At 73.7% G+C, this 23,885-nt stretch carries 17 protein-coding genes; 6 read left to right on the top strand and 11 right to left on the bottom strand.

All coding sequences use genetic code 11. The annotated features are described in order from the left end of the window. Positions 1–83 precede the first annotated feature (83 nt). The 7 genes from WMF14_RS16350 to WMF14_RS16320 all read right to left on the bottom strand — a co-directional run bounded on the left by WMF14_RS16350 (position 84) and on the right by WMF14_RS16320 (position 6,746). A complete protein-coding gene (locus WMF14_RS16350; RefSeq protein WP_437802010.1) occupies positions 84–1,223 on the bottom strand; it encodes an acyl-CoA dehydrogenase family protein in 1,140 nt (379 codons plus the stop codon). 80 nt (positions 1,224–1,303) lie between these two features. After that, positions 1,304–1,447 (bottom strand): hypothetical protein, encoded by a 144-nt coding sequence (locus tag WMF14_RS16345; protein WP_272098058.1) that lies wholly within the window; start codon positions 1,445–1,447, stop codon positions 1,304–1,306. Then, a complete protein-coding gene (locus WMF14_RS16340; protein WP_437802008.1) occupies positions 1,447–1,725 on the bottom strand; it encodes a CcmD family protein in 279 nt (92 codons plus the stop codon). Before WMF14_RS16340 ends, WMF14_RS16345 begins: the two co-directional genes overlap by 1 nt. 4 nt (positions 1,726–1,729) lie before the next feature. After that, positions 1,730–2,521 carry a cytochrome c biogenesis protein gene (locus tag WMF14_RS16335; protein ID WP_437802006.1) on the bottom strand — a complete coding sequence of 264 codons (792 nt, stop codon included), beginning with the start codon at positions 2,519–2,521 and terminating at the stop codon, positions 1,730–1,732. A gap of 100 nt (positions 2,522–2,621) precedes the next feature. Further along, a complete protein-coding gene (locus tag WMF14_RS16330; protein WP_437802004.1) occupies positions 2,622–4,013 on the bottom strand; it encodes a TolC family protein in 1,392 nt (463 codons plus the stop codon). A 90-nt stretch (positions 4,014–4,103) separates the two neighbouring features. Then, positions 4,104–5,567 carry a sigma-54-dependent transcriptional regulator gene (locus tag WMF14_RS16325; protein WP_272098054.1) on the bottom strand — a complete coding sequence of 488 codons (1,464 nt, stop codon included), beginning with the start codon at positions 5,565–5,567 and terminating at the stop codon, positions 4,104–4,106. A gap of 21 nt (positions 5,568–5,588) precedes the next feature. Then, a complete protein-coding gene (locus tag WMF14_RS16320; RefSeq protein ID WP_272098053.1) occupies positions 5,589–6,746 on the bottom strand; it encodes a diguanylate cyclase in 1,158 nt (385 codons plus the stop codon). 180 nt (positions 6,747–6,926) lie between these two features. Here WMF14_RS16320 and WMF14_RS16315 point away from each other — a divergent pair, with 180 nt between their 5' ends. Further along, on the top strand, positions 6,927–7,895 hold the full coding sequence (locus WMF14_RS16315; protein WP_437802002.1) for a COX15/CtaA family protein: 969 nt from the start codon (positions 6,927–6,929) through the stop codon (positions 7,893–7,895). Positions 7,896–7,954: 59 nt separating this feature from the next. On the opposite strand, the gene WMF14_RS16310 is transcribed toward WMF14_RS16315, so the two are convergent. Further along, entirely contained in the window at positions 7,955–8,626 is a 672-nt protein-coding gene (locus WMF14_RS16310; RefSeq protein ID WP_437802000.1) for an AMIN domain-containing protein, read from the bottom strand. A gap of 60 nt (positions 8,627–8,686) precedes the next feature. On the opposite strand from WMF14_RS16310, the gene WMF14_RS16305 reads away from it, so the two are divergent. After that, on the top strand, positions 8,687–9,262 hold the full coding sequence (locus tag WMF14_RS16305; protein ID WP_437801998.1) for a DUF99 family protein: 576 nt from the start codon (positions 8,687–8,689) through the stop codon (positions 9,260–9,262). A 56-nt stretch (positions 9,263–9,318) separates the two neighbouring features. On the opposite strand, the gene WMF14_RS16300 is transcribed toward WMF14_RS16305, so the two are convergent. Next, on the bottom strand, positions 9,319–10,737 hold the full coding sequence (locus WMF14_RS16300; protein ID WP_437801996.1) for a hypothetical protein: 1,419 nt from the start codon (positions 10,735–10,737) through the stop codon (positions 9,319–9,321). A 250-nt stretch (positions 10,738–10,987) separates the two neighbouring features. Here WMF14_RS16300 and WMF14_RS16295 point away from each other — a divergent pair, with 250 nt between their 5' ends. The 4 genes from WMF14_RS16295 to WMF14_RS16280 all read left to right on the top strand — a co-directional run bounded on the left by WMF14_RS16295 (position 10,988) and on the right by WMF14_RS16280 (position 20,407). Continuing rightward, complete coding sequence (locus tag WMF14_RS16295) at positions 10,988–11,599, top strand: bactofilin family protein (protein WP_437801994.1); 612 nt, start codon at positions 10,988–10,990, stop codon at positions 11,597–11,599. Between the two features lie 167 nt (positions 11,600–11,766). Then, entirely contained in the window at positions 11,767–12,630 is an 864-nt protein-coding gene (locus tag WMF14_RS16290) for an SRPBCC family protein (RefSeq protein ID WP_437801992.1), read from the top strand. A 524-nt stretch (positions 12,631–13,154) separates the two neighbouring features. Next, entirely contained in the window at positions 13,155–16,292 is a 3,138-nt protein-coding gene (locus tag WMF14_RS16285; protein ID WP_437801990.1) for a PD-(D/E)XK nuclease family protein, read from the top strand. Further along, complete coding sequence (locus WMF14_RS16280; protein ID WP_437801988.1) at positions 16,289–20,407, top strand: UvrD-helicase domain-containing protein; 4,119 nt, start codon at positions 16,289–16,291, stop codon at positions 20,405–20,407. Before WMF14_RS16285 ends, WMF14_RS16280 begins: the two co-directional genes overlap by 4 nt. 64 nt (positions 20,408–20,471) lie before the next feature. Here WMF14_RS16280 and lon read toward each other — a convergent pair whose 3' ends face one another. Beyond that, entirely contained in the window at positions 20,472–22,889 is a 2,418-nt protein-coding gene (lon, locus tag WMF14_RS16275) for an endopeptidase La (protein ID WP_437329614.1), read from the bottom strand. A gap of 52 nt (positions 22,890–22,941) precedes the next feature. Beyond that, a complete protein-coding gene (locus WMF14_RS16270; protein WP_437801986.1) occupies positions 22,942–23,790 on the bottom strand; it encodes a hypothetical protein in 849 nt (282 codons plus the stop codon). Positions 23,791–23,885 lie beyond the last annotated feature (95 nt).

The following is a 23,885-nucleotide window of genomic DNA, read 5'->3' as shown; positions in this document are numbered from 1 at the left end:
TCGCGGCCGCTGGCGCGCCTCGCGGCCGCTGGCGCGCCCTCGCGGCGCGCTATGCGCTACGCCAGCAGCTGGCGCGCTATGCGCTACGCCAGCAGCTGGCGCGCGATGACGAGGCGCTGGATCTGGCTCGTGCCCTCGTAGATCTGGAGGACCTTCGCGTCGCGCATCATCTTCTCGACGGGGTACTCCTTCACATAGCCGTTGCCGCCGAACACCTGCACGGCGTCCACGGCCGTCTGCATGGCGCTGTCGGCGCCGTAGGCCTTCGCGAAGCTCGACACGATCGGGTCGCGCACCCCGTGATCGAGGTTCCACGCGGCCTTCTGGTAGAGCAGGCGCGTGCCCTCGACGCGGATCGCCATCTCCGCGAGCATCCACTGGATGAGCTGGTGGCTGCCGATCGGCTGGCCGAAGGTCTTGCGCTCCTTGGCGTAGGCCACGCACTCGTCGACGCAGCGCCGCATCAGGCCGGTCGCGGCCGCGCCGATGTCCGGGCGGGTCTGGTTGAAGGTCTCCATGGCGAGCTTGAAGCCCTGCCCCTCGGGCGCGAGCAGGTTCGCCTTCGGCACCTTCACATCGTCGAGGAACACCTGGGCGGTGTCGCTCGCGCGCTGGCCGAGCTTGTCCTCCTTCTTGCCGACGCGCACGCCGGGCGTGTCGCGGTCGACGATGAACGCCGCGATCCCCTTGTGCCGCAGCTCCGGGTTCGACGTCGCGAAGATCACGTAGTAGCGCGCGTAGCTCGCGTTCGTGATCCAGCACTTCTGCCCGTTCAGCACGTAGTCGTCCCCGTGCTTCGTGAAGCGGGTCTTGAGGCCCGCGACGTCGCTGCCCGCGTCCGGCTCGCTCGTGCAGTAGCTCGCCATGATCGGCTCGGCGGTGAGCATGCCGAGGTACTTCTTCTTCTGCTCCTCGCTGCCGGCGAGCTTGATGGGGGTGAGCGCGAGGCCGTTCGCGAGGAAGCTCGTCTGGATCCCGGTACACCCGTACGAGAGCTCCTCGGCGAGGAGGGCGTTCTCGAGCTCGCCCATCCCCGGGCCGCCGTACTCGGCCGGGCAGGTCGGGTTGACGAGCCCGATGTTCCAGCCCTCCACGAAGACATCCATCGGGAAGTACGATTTCTGATCGCACTCGGCCGCGATCGGGAGGATGCGCTCCTTCGTGAAGCGACGCGCCGTATCGATGAGAGCCTTGTGCTCTTCGCTCACAGAGAAATCGACCACCTTGTGACCTCCGGCTCGTGGGGCGGGGACGGCGCTCACCGAGCCCGCCAGCTACGCGGGACGAGGGGCCTGCGCCCCCGTCACTGCTTCATTCTGCGCTTACGTCGCTCTAGCTCGGCCCGCACGGCGCGGCTGCCCAGGATGTAGCCGACGATCAGCCCGAGCATCAGCACCACGGGGATGTAGAGCGCGTGCTGCGGGGTCATCTCCCCCAGGTTCGGCATCAGCTCGCCCCCTGGCCTGCTCCAGACCGCGCCTTCTGCACGGCGGCCTCCAGCGCGTCGATGCGCCGGTCGATCTGCTTCTGCCGGCGCCAGGAGAGGAAGACCAGCGCGAAGAGGATGAGCCAGATCGCGGCGTACGCCTCGACCAGCAGCTTCTCTCCGCTCTGCATGTCGTTCCCCCCCTGGACGGGGCGGAACGCCTGCGACCGGTCGTCCGACGTGGTGCTCGTCGGCTGCTGCAACGCCGCATGGGAGAACAAGGAATGATGGGAATTCACGTTGTCAGTCCTCTCCGATGCCGGCTTCGAGGGCCTCTTGCTCGATCTCCGCGAGCCGCGACGACGCGAGATCGACGCGGTAGCGCGCCCACACGAGCGCGAGGGTGAGCAGGGTGAACGAGAGGAAGCCGAAGCCGAGCGCCATCTTCATGTCGGGGTGCCCGAGGCCGCCGCCTTTGCCCGTGATGACCGTGGGGTGGTTACCGCCCCACATCTTCACCGAATAATGGATGATCGGCAGGTTGGCCGCGCCGAGGACGCCCAGGGCCGCCGCGAACTTGCGCTCGGCGTCGCTGTCGCCGGTGAAGGCGCGGAGCACGACGTAAGCGATGTAGATAAGCACGCTGAGCAGCGACGTCGTGAGGCGCGGATCCCACGTCCAGTACACGCCCCACGCCTTGGCGGCCCACAGCGGGCCGGTGACGAGGACGATCAGCCCCATCGCCACGGCGACCTCGGCGCCGGCCTTTGCCAGCGAATCCCAGCGCTGGGTGCCGCGCGCGAGGTAGCCGGCGGAGCCGATGAAGCAGACGGTCGCGCCGATGTACATCGCGTACCCGGCGGGGGCGTGGAAGTAGAAGATCTTCTGCACGATCCCCATCGTGGCCTCGGTCGGCACGACGTACGCCACGAAGTGGAGAGTGCCGATGATGGCGAGGGCCGACGCCGCGAGCAGGACGTAAAACGCGATGCTGGCGCCCGCGGAGGCCCCGCTCGCCGCGCGCCGCGCCGCATCACCGCTCGCTGCCAAAGCCACCTTGTGCGGCGCCTGCTCGACGTTGACGTTGGCTCCCATGCTGTCCGCGCACCGTACTGCCAAGGACGGTCGCGTTCAAGCCGGGGTGACGTGGAGCCGAGCGACGCAGCGCGTGCCTCAGCGCGGCCGCCCCCCTCGCTCAGGTGCCGTCCGGCGCGATGGCGTCCCAGCCGGTCGCCTTCGCGAGCCGCGACATCGCCATGTCGAGATCCATCGTCGCGTTCAGCTGGTTAAATCGGTTCGTGGCATATGCCTTGGCTGGATCGATGAGATCCTTGTCCGTCATGGTCCCGACGTCGATTCCTTGCTGCACCATCACGAGCCAGCGCTTCCCGTACTTGGTCGCCTTGCTGTAGGCGTCGAGCCGCTTCTGGGCCTCCACGACCTCGGCATAGGCGGTCTCGACCTCGGTCGCGACCCCGCCCATGGCGAAGCGCTGCGTCGCCGCCATCTCCTCGAGCTGCGCCTCGGCGGCGCGGATGCGCGCCGCTTGCGGCAAGAGGTCGAGCTTCCACTGCAGCGCGAGCGCCGCGCTGTAGTGGAAGAAGTTGCCGGGGTCGTTGGTGAACGGGTTCAGCTGATCCGCGACCTCCGGGGCGGCGCTCACCCCGACCTGCACGGCGATGCCGATGTCGGGGAACAGCTGCGCGCGCGCGAGCCGCACCTGCGCGGACCTCGCGTCGAAGCCCGCGCGCGCCTGCGCGAGCTCCGGTCGGTACAGGCGCGCCGCGGTCAGGTAACGGGTGACGTGGCCGAGCCGGTGCTTCGGCGGGCGGATCGGGAGGTCGGGGATGTCGAGATCCGCGACGCCCGTGTAGAAGCGCAGCCCCGCCAGCGCGACCGAGATGTATTTGTCGGCCTCGGCCCCGCGCGCCTCGAGCTCGGCCCCGAAGGTCTGCAGCTTGAGCAGCTCGATGGGATCGCCCTCCTCGCGCTCGACCTGCTCCTCCAGGCGCCGGAGCGCCTTGTCCATCTCGGCCCTCACGTCCACGAGCAGGCTGCGCGAGTCGCGCGCCAGCTGGAGGCCGAAGTAGGCCTTGCGGACGTCGAGCCGCACCGCGTCCCGCTCCTTCTCGACGCTCGCCTGGTTCACCCGGACGTTCGCCTCGGCGGCGTCCCAGAGGTTCGTGATCTTCCCGAACGTCCAGAGCGGGATGACGCCGTCGATGTTCACGCGCCAGCCGACCCCGAGGCTCGAGGTGAGCGAGACGTCGGTGTTCGGGCTGAAGACGTTGTTCCCGCGGACGGTCGGCGCGAGCGCGACGCCGCCTGTCAGCTTGAACTGCGAGAACGGGGCGAACCGGGCCTCGTCGAGCTGCGCGCGGACCTGGTCGAGCTTCGCGCGGGCGACGGCGACGTTCGGGTGATTGCGGTCGGCGAGCGCGAGGACGCCCGGGAGATCGTGGACCACCGCCGCCCGCCGCCCGGGAGCCCCGCCGGCGTCGGCGGCGGCAGCAGAAAGCGGCGCCAGCCGGACCGCGAGGGAAACGGCGGCGGCAGCAAGGGCAGCTCGTGCAGCGCGTCGGGCCATTTTCGGCGCAACGTAGCACGAGCCGGCCGCGCGCTTCTGCGACGTGCGCGCGCGACGTGCGCGCGCGACGTGTGCCGAGGTGTCCGCGCGTCAGCCCGCGCCGCCCTTGCCCGGCGCCGCCCCGTCGGTCTCCCCCTGCGCGGCCTCGTCTCCGCGCGAGGCGACCTTTTTCTTCAGCCTCCGGAAGTTCGAGCGATCCATCCCCGCCTGCCGCGCCGCCTCGCTGAGGTTGTTGCCCGTGCGCTCCAGCAGGCGCCCGACGTAGATCTGATCGAACGCATCGACGGCGCGCTCCTTGGCCTCCGCGTAGGGGAGATCGCAGAGCTCGGCCGGCAGGACGAGCGCGTCCCTCGGAGGGCGAAGCGACGGCCCGGAGCGCCCCGACACCGAGGGCGGCAGATCCGCGGGCAGGATCGCCTCGCCGCGCGCCGAGATCACGGCGTGCTCGATGGCGCTCTCGAGCTCGCGCGCGTTGCCCGGCCACGCGTGCTCGCGGAGCAGGCGCGCCGCCTCGGGGCCGATCCGCTTGACGTCGCGCCCGTGCCTGCGCGCGCACCGGTTCAGGAAGTGGCTCGCGAGCAGCGCGACGTCCTCCCTGCGCCGCCGGAGCGGCGGCAGCTCGACGACGATGACGCCGAGGCGGTACGCGAGATCCTCCCGGAGCTGGCCGGAAGAGGCGAGCTCGCGGAGGCCTTCGCACGTCGACGCGATCACGCGCACGTCCACGCGGCGCGGCTCGCCCCCCGCCCTCGCGATCTCGCCGTGCGTGAGGACCCGGAGCAGCCTGGCCTGGGCCGCGAGCGGCAGCGCCGAGACCTCGTCGAGGAAGAGCGTGCCCTTGTCCGCCGCCTCGATCAGGCCCCCGCGGGCGCGGCCGTCCAGCGAGGCGTCGCCGCCTTCGCCGAAGAGCTCGTCCTCGGCCCGCGACGGCGGCAGCGCGCTGCAGTCGACGGCGACGAACGGCCGCGCGGCGCGCGGGCCGCGCCGGTGGACGGCGCGCGCGACGAGCTCCTTGCCCGTCCCGCGCTCGCCCACCAGCAGGAGGGGCGCGGCGACGGCCGCCACGCCGAGCGCCTTCCTGTAGGCGTCCTGCATCGCGGCGGAGCTCGTGATCACCTCGCCGAGCTGCTCGTGCTCGTCGACCCGCTCCTCGAGGGCCCGCGCGCGGCGCTCGAGCCGACGGCGCTCGATCGCGCGCTCGATCGTGATCGCGACCGCGGCCTCCGCGTCGACGGGCTTCGTCACGAACCCGTACGCGCCGGCGCGAACGGCCGCGATCGCGGCGTCGAGGTCGGCGTGGCCGGCCATCACCACGACCTCGACGTCGGGGTACGCGGCCCTGATCCGATCGAGCACCTCGGCGCCGCTCATGCGCGGCATGGCGAGGTCGAGCAGCACCGCCTCGACGCGGGTCGTCGCGAGCAGCCCGAGCGCCGCGGGGCCGTCCTCGGCGGTGAGGACGTCGAAATCGCGCACGAGCGCGCGCGCCAGGCCGCGGCGCAGGGCGGGCTCGTCGTCGACGAGGAGGATACGGGCGCGATCTGCGGCGTTCACGAGGCGGAGCGGCGAGCGGGGCTAGAGCGGCTTGCGTGACGGGAAGGGCGGGAGGTCGGTGCCCCGGCGCGTCTGCGGCTCCCTCGGCTCCTCCGTGGCCACGTGCGTCGCGGCGAAGGCCGGATCGCTCGAGCGCCGGAGCTTCCCTGGCGGGGGTGAGGACTGCGGCTCGCCGCTCGCCGTCGGCGTGTAGATGTGGCCGTGCTGCTGGAAGACGCAGATCCGGTTGCCGCCCTCGCGCTTCGCCTGGTTGAGCGCGCTCTCCGCGGCGCGGATCAGCGCGTCCTTGGAGCGGACGTCGCGCGAGGGGTAGAGCGAGACGCCGATCGAGACGCTGCACGGCCTCGCCTCTCCGCCGAACTCGACCGGATTGCCGGAGGCCTCGCGCCAGATCCGCTCGGCCACCGTCAGCGACCCGGCGAAGTGGGTGCTCGGCAGGACGATGAGGAACTCCTCGCCGCCGTAGCGCGCGACCACGTCCACCTCCCGGACGGAGCGGCGGATCCCGTCGGCCACGCGCCGGATCACGGCGTCGCCGAGCGTGCGCCCCCCGGTCTCGTTCATCGCCTTCAGCCGATCGATGTCGACGAGCACGCAGGCGAACGGCTCGTGGTAGCGCTCCGCGCGCTTGAACTCCTCGTTGAGGCGCGTGAAGAGGTAACGGTAGTTGTAGAGCCCCGTCATCTCGTCGTGGATGGAGAGCTGCTCCAGGTAGGCGCGCTGCGCCGCGACCTGGTCGTGCAGCCGCTTGATCCGGAGCATCGCCCCGACCCGCGCGAGGAGCTCCTCCTCCTCGAACGGCTTGCAGACGTAGTCGTCGGCGCCGATCTTGAGCCCCTCGACCCGGTTCGCCGTGTCGCTCTTCACGGTGACCAGCACGACGGGGAGGAACGACTCCGAGGTCATGCTCTTGAGCAGCCTGCACGCCTCGAGGCCGGTGAGCCGGGGCATCACGATGTCGAGGAGCACGAGATCGACCCCTCCCCGCCCGATCAGCTCGATCGCCTCCTGGCCGTCGTCGACCGCCTCGACCTGGAAGCCCGCCTTCTGAAGGATGCTCGCCAGCATCTGGCGCGCGAGGCGGTCGTCGTCCGCGACGACGATCCTGGCCGGTCGACCGCTCGGGAGCTCGATCGGCGCGGAGAGCGGAGCGCTTCGGAGTTCGTCGCTGTTCGGCACCGGCACATCCTCCCTTCAGCCGGGGCCGGGCGCAACGAGATCGCGCTGCGGTGGACGCCGCCTCGCCGCCGGTCGCGCGCGGTCGCGCTGACGATCGCAGGAGTTGCTTGGGCAGGTTGCCCGTGCATCGCCGATCTCGCGCGGGCTGCCGTCGCGCTGGTTTCGCGGTAAGGACCCGGCATGACTCAGGCGCGGTTCTGGAAGCTCGCGGCGCTCGCGCTGGCCTTCACGCTCGGCGTGATCCTGTGGGGCGCGTTCGTGCGCGCGACCGGCTCGGGGGCCGGCTGCGGCAGCCACTGGCCGACGTGCAACGGCGACGTCATCCCGCGCTCTCCGAGCGCGGCGACCTTCATCGAGTTCACGCACCGCGCCACCTCGGGCATCGCGTTCCTGCTCGTCGCGCTGCAGCTCGTCTGGGCCTTCGTCGCTTATCCGTCGGGCCACCCGGTGCGCGGCGGCGCGGCCGCGTCGATGCTGTTCATGATCACCGAGGCGGCGGTCGGCGCCGGGATCGTCCTGCTCGAGTACGTCGCGCACGACGCGTCGGCGGCGCGCGCGCTCTGGATGGCCGTGCACCTCATCAACACGTTCCTGCTGGTGGGCGCCATGACCTGCACCCTCTACTGGGCGCGCGGGGGCCGGCGCGTGCGCTTGCGCGGCCAGGGGGTGACGGGCGCGCTGCTCGGCGCCGGGCTCGCAGGCGTCCTCGCGGTGGGTGTGACCGGGGCCATCGCCGCGCTCGGGGACACGCTCTTCGCCGCGGGCTCGCTCCGCGAGGGGCTGGCGCAGGATTTCTCGCCCACGGCGCATTTCCTGCTGCAGCTGCGCGTGCTGCACCCGACCGTGGCGGCGGCCGTGGGCGTCTACCTCCTCTTCGCCCGCGGCGCCGTCGCTGCCCGGCGCCCCTCGCCCGAGGTCGCGCGGCTCTCGGCCGCGACCGGAGCGCTCGTGCTGCTGCAGATCGGCGCGGGGCTCCTCAACCTCTTGTTGCTCGCGCCGGTGTGGATGCAGCTCGTCCACCTGCTGCTCGCCGATCTCCTGTGGATGGTCCTCGTCACGTTCGCCGCGGCGGCGATGGGCGAGCCGGCCTCGGCGGCGGACGCGGGCCCGCCAGGGGAGAAGGCCCGGCGGGAGGCCGTCGCCATCTAGTCCCCCTCTGGCGGTGAGCTCGGCCTCGGCCCGGACCCCGGCCGCGGCCAGCCGGAACGCTAGAGATCCGAGCTCTCGTCGCTCCCGGGCTCCTGCGAGATCGTGCGGCGCTCCGAGCGCTTGCGCGCTCCCTCGGCCGGCGCCGCGGCGCGCTGCTCGGGGACGGACGGGGGGAAGTCGACCTGGAGCACCATCCCTTGATCGGTCTCGAGCACGCGGTAGGCCGCGTCGGTCTGGGTGCGCAGGTCGATCACCATGTCGAGATCGTTGCCCTGGCCGACGAGCTGCACCTGGGCCACAGGGGTCGCGAAGAACGACGTCACGAGCGGGAAGCGGTTCGTCTGGATCGCCCCTGCGCCCTTCAGCCGGTAAACGAGGCGCCCGGCGGCCTTCGACTCGGCGACGTCGACCTTGCCGCCGTGGATCTGCACGAACACGCGCGAGCCGCCGGCCGGGAGCATGCGGAAGCCGGGGAAGGTGGCGACCGGCCGCCCGGCGAGGCTCGCCTGCGCGTCTTTCTTGGGCTTGCGCGCGCGCCCGGGGCGCTTCGGCGCGCCGGCGCTGCCGCCGCGCGGCTTGTTGACCGCCGGCTTCTGCGGGGCGGCGGCCTTCTCCGGCGCCGCGGCGGCCTTCGGGGCCGGCTGGGCGGTGGCGCCCTGCCCGAGGGCGAGCGACGAGGCGAGGCCGAGGGCGAGCAGAAGGCTCAGCGAGAGGTGCCTGGAAGGTCGCATCCTAGCAGTACAGCACGACCGCCTGGCCCGGCAAAGGCGGCAGCACGTTAAGCTCCGCGTGTGCCGGCCCGCGCTCCACGCTTCTCGCACGTCATCGGGGTCGACGACGCGCCGTTCGCCCGCGACCACCGCGGCGACGTGCAGGTCGTCGGGACCGTCTTTTCGGGGCTGCGCCTCGAGGGCGTCCTCTCCACCCGCGTGAGGCGCGACGGGCGGAACGCCACGGCCGCGATCGCCGCGATGGTCCGCGGCTCCCGCTTCTACGCCCAGGCGCAGGTGGTCATGCTCCAGGGCATCGCGGTGGCGGGCTTCAACGTCGTCGATCTCGCGGCGCTGCACGAAGCCCTCGCCCTGCCGGTCGTGGTGGTGGCGCGGCGCCTCCCGGACCTCGACGCGATCCGCGACGCGCTGCTCTCGCGCGTCCGGGGAGGGCGCCGCAAGTGGGCGCTCATCGAGCGCGCCGGCCCGATGGAGCCCGTCGCGAGCGTGTACGTGCAGCGCGCCGGGATCTCGCTGGACGACGCGAGCGCGCTGATCGCGCGGCTCTCGGTGAACGGCCACCTCCCCGAGCCCCTGCGCGCCGCGCACCTCATCGCCGGCGGCCTGACCACCGGCGAGAGCCGCGGGCGCGCGTAACGGTACGGTGACGAGGCGCTGACGAGCCGCCGGCGAGCCGCGACGGCTCGTGCGCGTCAGAGCGCCTGCCGGCGCGAAGCGCTGGCGGCGCCCGCCTTCTCGGCCTTCTTCCCGCGGCCTGTCACCTTGGAGTAGATGACGTCGAGGTTGGCGTTGATGTCGAGATAGAACTGGGCGTCAGGGCTATAGAAGAAGCTCCTGCGCTGGCCGTCCTCCCCGAGCTGCGCCGTTGTGTTGTTGTAGCCGAGCGTGAGGTCGACGACCTCGTAGACCGGGTAGCTCACGTTGATGTCGAACGCCGTGTTCGGGAGGTAGGTGGTCCCGTCGAAGGTATACGGGGCGCAGCCGGTGCTGATCTTGAGGCATCCCTCTCCGAGCTCGGGCTTGAACCGGCTGAGCAGCCCGAAGCTCGTCCCCAGCGAGAGGTCCTTGTAGAGCGGCACGTCGAGATCGAGGCTCGTGGTCAGGCGATTGAGGACCTGGGCATACCCGCTCAGCTGTTCGTCGAGCTCGCTCTCACCGCTCGGGTTCTGCCGGAGTCGTCGGAGGTCCGGGTTCACCCGCATGATCGATCTGGAGAACAGGTGGGCATACGTCACGCCGAGCGTCGCCGTCACATGGTTGAGCCCGTCGGCCTTCGAACCGAGCAGCTTGATCTTCTGGCTCACCTGCGGGCCGACCGACACGGTGAAGTAGTCGCCCGAGTTCCAGCTCTGCGGCGAGGTCGGCAGGGTCACGCGCAGCCGCATGGCGGCGTCCGTCTTGTACTCGCCTTTGTTCGCGCCGCCGCTCTCCCAGAGCGCGCGGCTGTACCGGGCGCCGAGCGTCGTGTCCTTGAGCTGCGGCTCCCGGTACGTGGCGGTGGTGTCGCTGTTCGTGAGCTCGACGAGCCAGCCGATCTCGGCCGACAGCGACACCTTGTCCTTGGGGCGGTCGAGCAGGTAGTAGCTCGGCCGCAGCGTGAAATCCCAGCCGTAGACCTGGATGTCGGGCGTGTACTCGCCGCCGACGCCGAAGAGGGTCGTGCTGCCGGCCTGGTTCCACGTGAACGTGGTCCCGCGCCAGCGCAGGTTCGTCTCTTCGTCCTCCTCCTGCACGGTATCGGCCGCGGTGGCCAGATCGAACCGCACCACCGGGGAGACCACGGCGTCGGACCGCGGTGTCACCGGGGCCGACGGCGGCTCTGCCGGAGGCTCGGGCTGCGCGGGGGGCGCTGGCTCCGCGGGCGGAGCGGCGGCGGGCGCGGCAGCCACGCCCGGCGCAACCGCTGGGGCGCCGGGAGCCGCGGCAGGAGCGCCGGGCGCGGCAGCGGGAGCGCCGGGCGCGGCCGGCGCCGGGGCGGCCGGTTGCTGCGGCGGCTGGGGCGGCGTGAGATCGGCCGGTGGAGCTGTCGGCTGCGCGGGCGGCGTCTGCGCGGACGCCACCGAGATGCTGCCCAGGACACCGGCAGCCACAAGCAACGATCGGAACGTCATCTCCACTCCCTCTCCTGGTCGCCTCGGACCCTCACGCTCCACCGCGCGCTCTGCCAGACGTCGGCCCACCCTCCGCGCGCGCCGTCCACCGGCGCGGTCAGCGCGCCGGGACACCTGCTCGGTCCGCCCCCTCTGCAGAAAACGTACCCTGCCGCAAATCGTCTCCAAGCATAGGAAATCACTCAACATACACGGCCACCTCGGCGCGCCCGTTACGCGACTGACGCGCACCCCCGTTGCGAATGTGACGATGCCTGAAGTAAGCCAGCAGGCGATGGAGCCGATGTCCTTCCCGGGCGACAGGGATTCGCCCCTCTCGCCGCGATCCCCAGGAAGCCCGCGCGGCGACGACGGCGGGGGCCACCGGCCCACCGAGATCAACGCCCTCCTGGGCCGCGGTACGCACTTCGAAGGCAAGCTCTTCTTCGAGGGCCGCGTGCGCATCGACGGCAGCTTCCGCGGCGAGATCCGCGGCGAGGACGTGCTCGTGATCGGCGAAGGGGCGCTCGTGATCGGGGAGATCCACGTGGTCACGTGCATCGTCACGGGCGGCGAGGTCCAGGCGAGCATCCGCGCCCGCGACGCCATCGAGCTCTACGCTCCATCCAAGGTGACCGGCGCCCTGCACGCGCCCGCCATCTTCATCGATCGCGGCGTGCAGTTCGACGGCTCCTGCAAGATGGCCCCGCTCGACGAGGAGCCAGGCGAGCGGCCCCTGCGGCCGCCCGCGGCCTCGTCGGAGCCCGACGCCGACGCTGCCGGACAGGCCCCGAGCGCCGCGCCCACGACGCCCACGATCGACGACAGCGCGCAGCGCGGCGCCAGCGGCGTGAACGTGAAGCGCGCCGACGCCGATCGCTGAATTCCGACCTCGTCCGAAGAAAGCATGTTTTCTGTAGTGCGCAGGCGTGCGGCTGCCTGCTCACGGAGTTACATGTAGCGAGGGGCTGCGGTCTCGCCGCCCGAGGCGCATGTCCGCTACGTGGGGGGGAGCCCGCGCTGACGGACGTCGCTCGAACAGGAGAGTCCATGAAGAAACTGTGGTCCCTGTCCTTGATCGCCTTCTCGCTCGCCGTCCTCGCCCTCTCCCTCTCGCCGCGCGCGGCCCGCGCCGCCGACGCCGAGTCGGAGAAGCTCGCGTCGCTCGGGAAGGCGCTCCGGTACACGCTGAAGACCACCGGGCCCGTCGCCGCGATCGACACCGGGGGCGCAGCGATCCTCGTGAAAGCGCCCCTGTCGGCGGTCCGGAAGATCGTCACCTCCTACGGCAGCTACAAGACGTTCATCGGCCCCTTCGACCAGAGCCGCGTGCTCGCGAAGCGCAAGGGCACGAGCGAGGTCTATCTCCAGGTGCCGATCCTGAACGGCGCCGCGCACATCTGGACGGTCGCCGACATGTCGCCGCCCACCAAGGACGGCGCCGACGAGGTGATCTCCGGCCGCCACAAGCGCGGCAACGTCGCCGACTTCCGCGCCCGCTGGCGGCTCCGCGCCGTCGACGAGCACCACACGATCCTGAAGCTCGAGCTCTTCGTCGCCCCGAAGCTCCCCTTCCCGCCCTCGGTCGTGACGACACAGCTCGTCAAGGCGGCCGACAAGGCGGTGACCGCCGTGCGGAATCGCGCACAGTCCGAGGCGCCCCCCGGCACGCAGGCGACCACCGCCGCCTCCGATGCTTCACCCGCCGCCTCCGATGCTTCGCCGGGCGCCGTGACGAGCGCGTCCGCCGCCGCGTCGGCCGGCGCCGGTCCCGCCGCGCGAGGCGGCGACCAGGGCAGCGCGACGGCGGCTCCCACGCTGCTGCCGCCAGCGATGCCGCCAGCCAGCCTGTCCGATCTGCCGCCGGCCAACGATACCAGCGTCCGCCGCGACAAGGACGTGGCGCGCCGCTAGCCCCCCTCGCAACCGGCGCAACCGACGGGAGCGACAGGGCGCCTCGCGACGGAGCGCCCAGCCCCCCTCCCCCCTTTCCTCCTTCCGTCCGCCCTGCCCCGCTCGGCCTACCGAGGCGGCTCACGCCCCGTCGTGACGCCCGGTCGCCTCCGATCGCCGCCGACGCCACCGACGACCGCTGAGCCTGTTGAAAACTGCAGAGCGCCCCGGGCGTGCTCTGGCCCGCCCTCGCTGCGTGCAATTCCGCAGGTCTACGGCGCGCTGCGACCCGGACCGTCCGGGGTTCTCAACAGGTTTTTCAACACGCATTCCCTTTTCCCCACAAGAATTCCCACATTCCGCGGGACTTTTTCAACAAGGCGCGCCCCCGGCAGAGGTTGCGAGGGGACGGATGCATGAAGTAAAGCGTCTGCCGTGAGGTCCCCCATGCTGGACGTGCATTCAGACGCGCCGGCGCCCTCTCAGCCGCCTGCCCTGGCGGGCGCCTGCGCTTCCCGGGAGCGGCACTCGGCCGTTTCGCGGTGGTGAGCAGAACATCGCTCCTCATCGTCCCGACCGAGCGGCACGTTGAACGCGAGCTCGCCTCGCTCGATCTGCGCGACCCGCGTACCGCAGGCCATGAGATCCGCTCACGGTGGAGCTTCGTCTCCGAGGCGCTCGCCCTGCTGGCGCCGGACGCCGCCATAGCGAGCCTTCACACGAGCCGCCTCGCCACCCGGCTCGCCCTCGACGCCCTGCCGCCGGATCGGCTGCGTCAGCCGGCCGAGCCCGCCGCGCGCGTCGCGCTCGCGCACGCCATCGACCGCGCCCTCGGGAGCTTCCGGCGCGCCGGGACCTCCCCGGCGGAGCTGCGGGCGCTCGGGACCCCGTACGCGATCGCCATCGCCGAGGTCCTCGATCGGGCGGACGCCGCCCTGCGGGCAGCGCGCCTCGTCGACCCGCGCTGCGCGGGGTCCGTGCTCGCGCGGGCGCTCCGCTCGGCCGGCGCGTCCGCCGCGCTCCCGCTCCCGCGCAAGGTCACGATCCGCGGCGCCGTGGCCTGGGAGCCCGACGATCTCGCCTGGGTCGAGGCGCTGCACGCCGCGGTCCGCGCCCGCGGCGGCGCGGGCGTCACCGTCGAGCTGCCCGCGCTTCCGGACGACGGCGCGGCGCCGGTCGCCGACGCCCTGGAGCGGCGCTGGGCCTCGCTCGAGGACGCGCCGGAGATCGCGTGGGTGCCCGACGGCGGAGCGGAGCCGCTCGCCGCCATCGCGGCGAGGACCCCGGAGGGCGAGGCGCGCGCCGCCGCCGCCGAGGTGGCCGCCGCGCTCGGCCGCGGGATCCCGCCCGAGCGGATCGCCCTCGTCGTGCCGGCGCTCGACGACGCCGCGCTCGAGCCCCTCCGCGCCGCGCTGGCCGACGCGGGCGTCCGCGCCTCGGAGCCGCGCGGCCGCGCCGCCGCGAGCTGCCCCGATGGGCGCGTCGCGCTCGCCATCCTGCGCCTCGCCGTCGGGCCGGTGCGCCGCGAGCAGGCGATCGAGATCCTCCGCGCCCCGGGGGTCCACGCCGGCGCCTGGATGGACCGCACGTCCGCCACGGAGGCGGAGCGGCGCTCGACCGACCTGGCCCACCGGCTGCGCGACGTGCCCGTCGAGGTGGATCGCACGGGCCGGCTGCTCATCGACGGCCTCATCTCGGTCGTGGCAGCCCGCCGCGCGGACCGCCGCGCAGGGACGGCGCGGACGCCGCCGGCGACCGCGCAGGAGGCGCTGAGCGACGCGGAGCTCGCCCTGGGCCTCGAGGTGCTGCGCGGCGCGCACGGCGACGAGGACGGCGACGACGAGGCGTGGATGCCGCACGCGCTGGAGCGGCTGCTGGCCAGCGCCCGCTGGATCGGCGAGGCGGCGACACGGCCCGAGATCGTGCGGCGCTTCCTGTCGCTCCTCGACAAGCTGGGCTTCGGCGAGCCCGGGATCGAGGAGCTCCGCGCCGCGCTGCGCGGCGAGCGGCGGAGCGGCGGCGCGCTCGCGCTCGAGGCGATGGGCGCGATGGGACAAGGCGCGCGGGCCGCGCGCGCGATCCGCGAGCAGGCCGAGGCGCTCGCGCGGGCCGCGTACGACCTCGGCTGCGAGGAGCGCCCCGCCACCGCGGCCGAGATCTACGCGGAGCTCGAGCGGGCCGCGGCCGAGCAGGGCGCCGGGCCGCGCGGCGACGCGGGGCGCGCCGGCGCCGTGCGCATCGACGTCGCCGCCGGCTTCACGGCGCTCGATCACGACGTGGTGGTGGTGACCGGGCTCGACGCGCGCGCCTACGGCGGCAGCCCGGGCGCGGACGAGACGCTGCTCGGCGAGGCGCTCCGCGGGAGGCTGCCGGCGCCGAGCCGCCCCGCGTCGGGGCGCGAGCGCCAGGCGACCCAGCGCGCGGAGCTCGGCTGGGCGCTCGCCGGCGCCCGGCGCGTCGCCCTCTGCTTCACGCGCGGGGACGACAGCGAGCCGAACGAGCCGCACCCGCTCTTCGTCGCGGCCGCGGCGGCCGGCGCGCCCCAGCGCACGGAGCCCGCCTCGCGCGTCGCCCCGGACGCGGCCCCCCTCGGCCCGCGCGACGCGGAGCTCATCGCCCTCGCGGGCGGCGGGCGGCCGCCGGCGGACCTCGCGGAGCGGATCCGGATCGAGCGCGCCCGCGCGGACTTCTTCCTCGATCCGCGCGCGCCGATCGACCTCCACACGGGCCGCGTCCTCGTCGACGGCGATCCAGCGCTCGCCGCGCAGCTCAGGGCCGCGATCGGCGGGGCGCACCCCGGCAGGCCGATCGCCGTCACCCACATCGAGCGCGCCGTGGGCTGCGCCTTCGCGGCGTTCGCCCGCCGCGTCCTGCACGTGCGCCGCGCCGACGACCTCGCCGAGTCGGCCGACGCGCGCGAGCGCGGCACGCTGATCCACCGCGCCCTGCAAGCCTCGTTCGAGGCCCTGCGCGAGCTCGGCCCGGAGCGCGATCCGGCCGAGCAGCTCGCGGCGGCGCGCGCCGCGGCCGAGGCCGCGCTCGGCGTCTCGGCGCCCATGGCCCCGCTCCGCCGCGAGGCGGTCGAGAAGGCGATCGCGGACGTGATGGAGGTCGTGGCCCGCACGCTCGACGGAGACGGGGAGGACGCGTCGCCGGAGCTCCGCTTCTTCCTGGCCGAGCGGCGCTTCGGCGCCGGAGAGCCGCCCCCCTGGCAGCCGCTGGAGCTCCCCCCGTTCGACGAGGAGGGCGGCCCGAGCCTGTGGGTCGACGGCCAGATCGACCGGCTCGATCGATCGACCGACCAGCGCGTCGTGCGGGTCGTCGACTACAAGACCGGCAAGCTCCCCGACGCCAAGGAGCGGCGGAGGGCGCTCCAGCTGCCGCTGTACAGCGCCATCGCGGCGCGCGCGCTGGGCGCGGAGGAGGTGCGCGCCGTCTACATCGGCGTGCGCCAGCGCGGGCTCATCGAGCTGTGGCCGCGCACGGCCGACGAGCAGCGCGCGCTCGCCGAGGGCTGGGCCGAGGCCGCGCGCACGGCGCGGGCCGCGGTCGTCGCGCTCTGGGAGGGCAAGGCCGCGCCGCGGCCGACGCTCTCGACGATGTGCGCGCGGTGCGACGCGCGCGACGTGTGCCGCCGCCCCGCGGTCGTGCCGAGCGACGAGGCCGCGGAGGAGGTCGCGTGAGCTCCGCGCCGCGCGGCGCGGAGCTCGCCGAGGGCGACGCGCTCATCTACGCCTTCCGCCGCAACGTCGTGGTCGCCGCGAGCGCCGGCACCGGCAAGACGCACCGCCTCACGGCGCTCTACGTGCTGCTCACGCTCGGCCTCACCTCCCTCGGCCTGCCCGACGCCGCGTCCGCCGCGCCGCCTGTGCCGCCGGACCGCATCGTCGCGACGACGTTCTCGCGCGCCGCGGCGCGGGAGATCGCCCACCGCGTCGAGCGATCGCTCCGCGAGATCGCCCGCTGGAACGGCGAGGCGGACATCCCCTTCGCCGACATCCTCCGGGCGCGGCAGGCGGCCGTCGCCGGCCTCCCCGGCGCCTCGCTGCCCGTCGCCGAGCTGCGCAAGCGCGCGGAGGAGGCGCTCGCCCGCCTCCCCGCCGCGCGCATCGACACGCTCCACGGCGTCGCCAAGCAGATCGTGGACCGGCACGCGATCGCGATGGGGCTCTCGCCCTCGGCCCGGATCCTCGACGAGGAGGAGGCGCAGGCGCTCAGCGATCTCGCGGTCGACGAGGCGCTGAGCCGCGCGCTCGCCGAGGGGGGCGAGCGCGCCGACGCCGCGCGCGCGCTCATCGCCGCGACGGGCGGCGTCGAGGCCGCGCGGAGCGAGGTCACGCGGCTGCTCGACCGGCTCGACGAGGACGGCCTCGCGCCGCGCCGGCTCTCCGTGACCGACCACGCCGCCGAGGCCAGCGCGCTCGCGCGGGAGCTCCGCCGCCTCGCCGCCGGGAGCGCCGCGCTCGGCAGCGCCGCCTTCCGCGCGCCGGCGGCGGCGCTCGTTGCGGCGCTCGGCCGCGAGGACGGCGGCGCGCCCTTCCCCGCGGGCGCCGCGAGCGCCCCGCTCATCGAGCTCCTCACGCAGCGCAAGCCGCACAAGAGCAAGTCCACGCCGGCCGACGAGGCGCTCATCGCCTTCCGCGAGGCGCTGCCGGGCGAGAAGCACCGCGACAAGGCGCAGCAGCTGCTCGGCTTCCTCCGCGAGGCCCCGGCCCTGTCGCGCCGCGAGGCGCGGATCATCGAGCTGCTGGAGGAGATCCGCGAGCGGCTCTCGGCGATCCGCCGCACCGAGGGCGGCCTCGGGTTCGGCGATCTCCTGCGCGCCGCCCGCGACGGCCTGCGGGACGATCCGGCGATCGGCGCGGCGGTCCGCGGCTCGGTCGACGTGCTGCTCGTCGACGAGTTCCAGGACACGAGCGCGGTGCAGCGCGATCTCGTGTACCTCCTGCGCGAGCGGGACGACGCCGCCCTCGCGCGCCCGGCCGGCGTGGCCCCGACGGCGGCCGGCCTGTCGGGCCACGGCCTGTTCCTCGTCGGCGATCGCAAGCAATCCATCTACGGGTTCCGCGGGGCCGACGTCTCCATCTTCTGCCGCGTCTGCGCGGAGCTCGCGGGCGCCGCCGCGGGCCGCGCGCTCGAGCTCGCGCCCGCGCTCTGGTCGCCGGATCCGAGCGCCGATTTCGTGGCGCTCCGCGAGAGCCGCCGGTCGACGCCCGAGCTGCTCGCGTTCATCAACGCCTTCTCCGCGCGCGATTTCGCCCAGGATCGCGGCTCGGGCGACGGCGGCGCGGGCGACGGCGACGCGGGCGCGCCCCAGGCTTCGCCGCGCGAGTTCGAGATCGCCTACAGCGCGGCGGAGCACCTCGTCGCGGCGCCGGGCAGGGCCGCGGAGGGCCTGACGGACGTCGTGCTGGTCAGCGACGGCGGCGGCGCTCCGGACGGGGTCGACGCCCTGGTCCGGGACGCGCGCGGACAGCTGCGCGAGGCGCTGATCGCGGCAGCGTACATCGCGCGGCGCGTCCGCGGCGCGGGCTGCGACGGCGCTGCGGGCCGCGACGGCGCTGTAGGCCGCGACGGCGCTGTAGGCCGCGACGGCGCCGCGACCGGCGATCTGCGCTTCCGCGACGTCGCCGTGCTCACCCGGCGGAGGAGCACGATCCCGCTCGTCGAGCTGGCGCTCGCGCGCCTCGAGATCCCGTACGTGGTGGCCGGCCGCGCGCTCTTCGACGCGGCCGAGGTCCGCGATCTGGCCGCGATCCTCCGCCTCCTGCTCGATCCGCGCGATCGCCTCGCCCTGGCGACCGTCCTCCGCGGCCCGGTGGTGGCGCTCTCGGACACCTCGCTTGCGCTCCTCGCGCCTCCTGGCCGCGGCCTCGCGGTCCCGTTGCTCGGCCGCTGGTCCGCCGCCGCGCTCGCGCAGGGGGGCCGGTCGCCCTCGCCCGACGACGCCGAGCTCGACGACGGGCGCCCGCTCCCCGCGCTCGCGCGCCTGCCCGCGGGGGATCGCGAGCGGCTCGAGGCGTTCCGCGCCCGCTATGCCGGCCTGCGCCGCGCCGCGCTACGCTCGACGCCCGGCGAGGCGATCCGCGCCGCGGTCACCGCCTTCGATCTCGACCGCGTCCTCGCGGCGCTCCCTCGCGCCCAGGCCCGCCTCGGCAACGTCGACCGCCTGGTCTCGATCGCCCGCCGCCGGGGCGGCTCGCTCGCGAGCTTCGTCCGCTGGCTCGATCGCCGCATCCGCGACGAGGCGGACGAGCCCGAGGCCGCCGTCTTCTCGCCCGAGGACGACGCCGTGCGGCTCACGACGATCCACGCCAGCAAGGGGCTCGATTTCCCGGCCGTCGTGCTCCTGGATCTCAACGCGGAGCCCCGCGCGGCCCAGCCTGGCCTGAGCTACGTCCCCGCCGCGGGGGACCGGCCTGCCGCGCTGCTCGTGCGCCACTACGTGCAGGTGATCGACGGGCGGCTGCGGACCAGCACGCTCCAGGACGCCGAGGCGTCGGCGCGCGGGCCGTCGTTGCCCATCAGCACGCCCGCGCTCCAGGCGGCGCGCGCCGAGGTGCGGGCGCGGGAGCGCGCCGAGCGGCAGCGGCTCACGTACGTCGCGATCACGCGCGCCCGCCGCGAGCTCGTGCTCGTCGGCGCCGAGGCGAAGCCGCGGAGCGGCTCGGCGTGGCTCACGCTGAAGGCGGCGGTCGACGCCGACCCCCGGGCCGCGGCGGCGGTCGACGCGGAGCCCCGGGCCGCCGGGGCGCTCGACACCGAGCCCCGCATCGCCGCGGCGGTCGACATCGAGGCCTCCACGCCGCTGGCCGGCACCATCCGTGCGACGCTCGACGCCAGCTCGCTGCTCGCCGGGGCGAAGGCGCCCGCGCCCGGCACCGACGCGTACGCGCGCGCCGCGCCGGCCCCCCGTGCGCCGCCGGCGACGGGGCCTGCGCGCGCGCAGACCGTGCTGGTCGCGGCGGCGTCGCTGGCGGCGTTCCAGGCGTGCCCGCGCCGCTTCCGGCTGCGCCACCTCCTCGGGATCGGCGAGCCTGCCGGCGAGGGCCAGCTCGGCCTGTTCGACGTCGAGGGCCCGCCCGAGCTCCCGGGCGAGGAGCGCGTCGAGCTCGAGGACGGCGCGGATCCTCGCCCCCCTGGCCGCGCCGTGCACCGGGTGCTCCAGCGCTGGCCTCGCGCGCGCTGGGGTGAGCCGACCGAGGCCGAGGAGGTCGCCGCTCGCCTCGCCTTCGAGGGGTTCCCGCCGCACGGCCCGGACGTGCTGCGCACCGCGGAGCGCGTCGCGCGCTTCCTGGACGGCCCTTACGCGCGCCAGGTGCGCGGAGAGGAGGCGTCGCTCCTCCGGGAGGAGGCGCTCGTGCTCGACGTCGAGCCCCAGCGCGCCGGACGGCGGCGCGGCGCGAGGCTCGCGCTCTCGCTCGCCATCGATCTCGCCATCCTGCACCCGGGCGGCCAGATCGACGTCGTCGAGTACAAGCGCGCGCGCCCCCGCGCGGATCTCTCGCCGTACGAGCTCCGCCTGCGCGCGTGCGCGCTCGCGCTCAGGAGGCGTCACCCCGACCGCCCCATCCGCGCTGGCGTGCTCTTCGTCGGCGCCGAGGTCGAGCCCGTGTGGCTCGCTGCCGCGGGCCCCATGGGGACCCTCACCGACGACGAGCACGCGCGGTTCGAGCGCGAGCTAGCCCGCCTCGCCGAGCGCTTCGCCGAGGCGAGGTCCGAGGATCGCTTCGACGGCGTCCCGGTCGAGGCATGCCGCAAGCTGCGCTGCGGCTTCGTGCGCGCCTGCCATGGCTAGCGCGCCTCCGCGACCCCCAACCCCCCATCGACAGACGACGGTAAGGCCCTCGACGAACTCTCTCCTACTGCGCCCCCGCCTGCTCCTCGATCTCCTCCGGCGACGCGCTCTGCGCCGGAGCGCGCCGCGGCGGCTCCAGCACGATCGGCAGGATCTCCTCCATCGACGACACCATCGTGATCTTGATCTGATCCTTGACGTCCTGCGGCACGTCCTCGAGGTCACGCCGGTTCTTCGCCGGGATGAGCACGTGCCGGATCCCGGCGCGGTGGGCCGCGAGCAGCTTCTCCTTGACCCCGCCGACCGGCATCACCCGCCCGCGCAGCGAGATCTCCCCCGTCATCGCGACGTCGCTGCGCACCGACGCCCCCAGCAGCAGGGACGCCACCGCCGCGAACATCGTCACGCCCGCGCTCGGCCCGTCCTTCGGCGTGCCGTGCTGCGGGATGTGCACGTGCAGATCGATCTCCTTGAGCCACTCCGGATCGAGGTGCAGCCGATCGGCCTTGCTGCGCACGAAGCTCACCGCCGTGCTCGCCGACTCCTGCATCACGTTCCGCATGTTGCCGGTGAGCACCACGTTGCCCTTGCCCGGCATCTTCGTCGCCTCGATGAAGAGGATCTCGCCGCCCGCCGGCGTCCACGCGAGGCCGGTCGCGACCCCGGGCTGGAGCGTCCGCTCGGCGATCTCGGGGCGGTGCTTGTGCGGGCCGAGCACCTGCTCCACGTGCTCGGGCGTCGCCACCTCGCGCACGTCGTGGCCCTCGGCGACCTTCACCGCCGTCGCGCGGCACACCGCCGCGATCTGCCGCTCCAGGCCGCGCACGCCCGCCTCGCGCGTGTAGTGGTCGACGACCGCCTCGATGCCCGGCTCCGTGAACTCCAGGCGCTCGTCCGTGAGCCCGTGCGCCGACAGCTGCTTCGGCACCAGGAACTCCCGCGCGATCCCCAGCTTGTCGGTCCGCGTGTAGCCGGGCACCTCGATGACCTCCATGCGGTCGACGAGCGGCCCCGGGATGCCGTCCCAGTTGTTCGCGGTCGCGAGGAACATCACCTGCGACAGATCGAACGGCAGGTCGAGGTAGTGGTCCTGGAACGTCGAGTTCTGCTCCGGATCGAGCACCTCGAGGAGCGCCGCCGCCGGATCGCCGCGCAGGTCGACGCCCATCTTGTCGACCTCGTCGAGCACGAGCACCGGGTTCTTGGTGCCCGCCTTCTTCAGCGCCTGCAGGATGCGCCCGGGCAGCGCGCCCACGTACGTGCGCCGGTGCCCGCGGATCTCCGCCTCGTCGCGCACGCCGCCGAGCGCGATCCGCTCGTAGCGGCGCCCCATGCTGCGCGCGATCGACTTGCCGAGCGACGTCTTGCCGACGCCGGGCGGCCCGATGAAGAGCAGGATCGGCCCCTTCTTGTCCGTGCGGAGCTGCCGGATCGCCGAGTACTCGACGATCCGCTTCTTCACCTTCTCCAGCCCGAGGTGATCCTCGTCGAGGCAGCGCCGCACGCTCTCGACGCTCAGCTTGTCCACCGTCGTCTTGGACCACGGCAGATCCGCGATCCACTCGAGGTACGTCTTGGTCACGTTGAACTCGGCCGACTGCTGCGCCATCGAGCGCAGCCGGCTGAGCTGCTTGCGGACCACCTTGTCGACCTCCGCCGGCACCTTGGCGCGCCGGATGCGCTCGCGGAGCTCCTCGATCTCGTCGTCGTCGCCGCCCTCGCCGAGCTCCTCCTTGATCGACTTCATCTGCTGCCGGAGGATGTACTCGCGCTGCGACTTGCCCATCTCCTCCTGCACCATGGAGGAGATCTCCTTCTTGACCCGCAGCACCTCGAGCTGGCGGCCGACCATCGCGAGCACGAGGCGGACGCGCGCCTTCACGTCGAACGCCTCGAGGATCTCCTGCTTGTCGCCGACCGAGGCCTGCGCCTGCGGGAAGTTCGAGGCGATCAGATCGGCGAGCGCGCCCGGCTCCCGCACGTTGTCGAGGATGCCCGCCGTGTCGCGCGGCAGGTTCGGCATCAGGCCGAGCACCTCGCGCGTCGCCTCGCGCAGGCCGGCGCCGAGCGCCTCGAGCTCCACGTCGCGCACGAGCGACTCCGGGATGCGCTCGATCCGCGCCCGCATGTACGGCTCCAGCGAGAACGCCGACTTCACCCGGAAGCGGCCGAGCCCGTTCAGCACGACCGAGTAGTTGTTCGGGCCGAGCCGGATGACCTTCACCACGCGCGCGACCGTCCCGACGGAGTAGAGCTCCTTGAACGTGGGCTCGTCCACGTCGGGCGACCTCTGGCTGATCACGCCGACCAGCGCGCGCTCGCGGCCGAGGAGATCCTCGACCAGGCGCACGCTCCGCGGCCGGCCGACGTTGATCGGCACGACCGACATCGGGAACAGCACCGAGTTGCGCAGCGGGAGGATCGGGACGCTATCCGCGTCGGGCGAGGGAGGCGTTCGCGAAGAAGGATCGCCGGTCGGCATGCAGACAACCCTAGTACAGCGCTCTTCTCGAAGCCATGACGCGGGCGCGCCGCTAGAAGTCCTTGATCTTCCAGACCCCGTGCTCGCGCGTGAAAGCGACCGTACCGCCGGCGCCGTAGGCCATCGACGCGCTGTCCCCCGTCTCCTCGATGGTCGCGGTCGGCAGCGCCGCCTTGATCGCCTGGACGACCCGGTTGATCTGCTCCTTCTGCGGCCCCTCCCAGGCGCTCTTCAGCTTCTCGGGCGTGAGCTGCCCGGCGTCGGCCGCGGCCTTGACCGTCCCGGGCCGACCGCCCGGCTTCTGCGCCGCGTCAGCTCCCGCGCCGGGCGGCGCGGCTCCAGGTCCGGCGGGCTGCGCCGGGCTCTCGCCACCCCGCGCGGAGCTCGCCTCGGCGGGCGCGCCCGCCTCGTCGGGCGCAGCGCCTGCGGGCTCGACGAGGCCTTCCCGCTCGGCGTCGGGAACGTAGCGCATGATCACGTCGTAGCGTCGCCGCTCGAAGGCCCGCAGGAACCCCACCAGCGCCTGCCGGGGCGTCGCCTGACCGTAGAGATCGACCGCCGCCGCGTCGAGCCGCCAGCGGCCGCCCTCGAAGACGAGCAGGAGCTCCTCGCCGTTCGGCATGGTGACCGTCGCGGTCACCACCGGATCGGCCGCGGGCCGCGCGATGGCGCGGGCGATCTCGAGCGCGTCGTCCGGGTTGTCCCGCACCGCGCGCCGGAAGGCCTCGAGCGACATCGACCGCTTGGCCTCGTCCGAGAGCAGCCGGTACGCCGCGTCGACGCGCCCCTCCTGGAGCGCCTGCGCGTAGGCCCGGAGCGTGTCGCTCGGGCCCTGCTGTGCGTAGCTCGATCCGCACGCGGGGAGCGCGAGGGCGAACAGGAGAAGCGCCGTGCGTTTCACGGATCGGCCCATAGCACACGCGGCGGCGAGCGCGCAGACGGCGCGGCGTCTGGGTGCGGCTTGCCGGGGATCGCCAGGAGGCGCTACCCCTTGAG

Origin of the sequence: Sorangium sp. So ce693, assembly GCF_051521375.1 — a bacterium.
GTDB classification, from domain to species: Bacteria; Myxococcota_A; Polyangia; order Polyangiales; family Polyangiaceae; genus Sorangium; species Sorangium atrum.
The sequence above is the reverse complement of the archived record's forward strand: the minus strand, read 5'-3'. Positions and strand labels throughout refer to the sequence as shown.

Bases quoted from the DNA above. Each gene is read 5' to 3' on its own strand.
- WMF14_RS16345 (WP_272098058.1), bottom strand. From the start codon at position 1,447: ATGCCGAACCTGGGGGAGATGACCCCGCAGCACGCGCTCTACATCCCC.
- WMF14_RS16335 (WP_437802006.1), bottom strand. From the start codon at position 2,521: ATGGGAGCCAACGTCAACGTCGAGCAGGCGCCGCACAAGGTGGCTTTG.
- WMF14_RS16330 (WP_437802004.1), bottom strand. From the start codon at position 4,013: ATGGCCCGACGCGCTGCACGAGCTGCCCTTGCTGCCGCCGCCGTTTCC.
- WMF14_RS16315 (WP_437802002.1), top strand. From the start codon at position 6,927: ATGACTCAGGCGCGGTTCTGGAAGCTCGCGGCGCTCGCGCTGGCCTTC.
- WMF14_RS16310 (WP_437802000.1), bottom strand. From the start codon at position 8,626: ATGCGACCTTCCAGGCACCTCTCGCTGAGCCTTCTGCTCGCCCTCGGC.
- WMF14_RS16300 (WP_437801996.1), bottom strand. From the start codon at position 10,737: ATGACGTTCCGATCGTTGCTTGTGGCTGCCGGTGTCCTGGGCAGCATC.
- WMF14_RS16295 (WP_437801994.1), top strand. From the start codon at position 10,988: ATGCCTGAAGTAAGCCAGCAGGCGATGGAGCCGATGTCCTTCCCGGGC.
- WMF14_RS16290 (WP_437801992.1), top strand. From the start codon at position 11,767: ATGAAGAAACTGTGGTCCCTGTCCTTGATCGCCTTCTCGCTCGCCGTC.
- lon (WP_437329614.1), bottom strand. From the start codon at position 22,889: ATGCCGACCGGCGATCCTTCTTCGCGAACGCCTCCCTCGCCCGACGCG.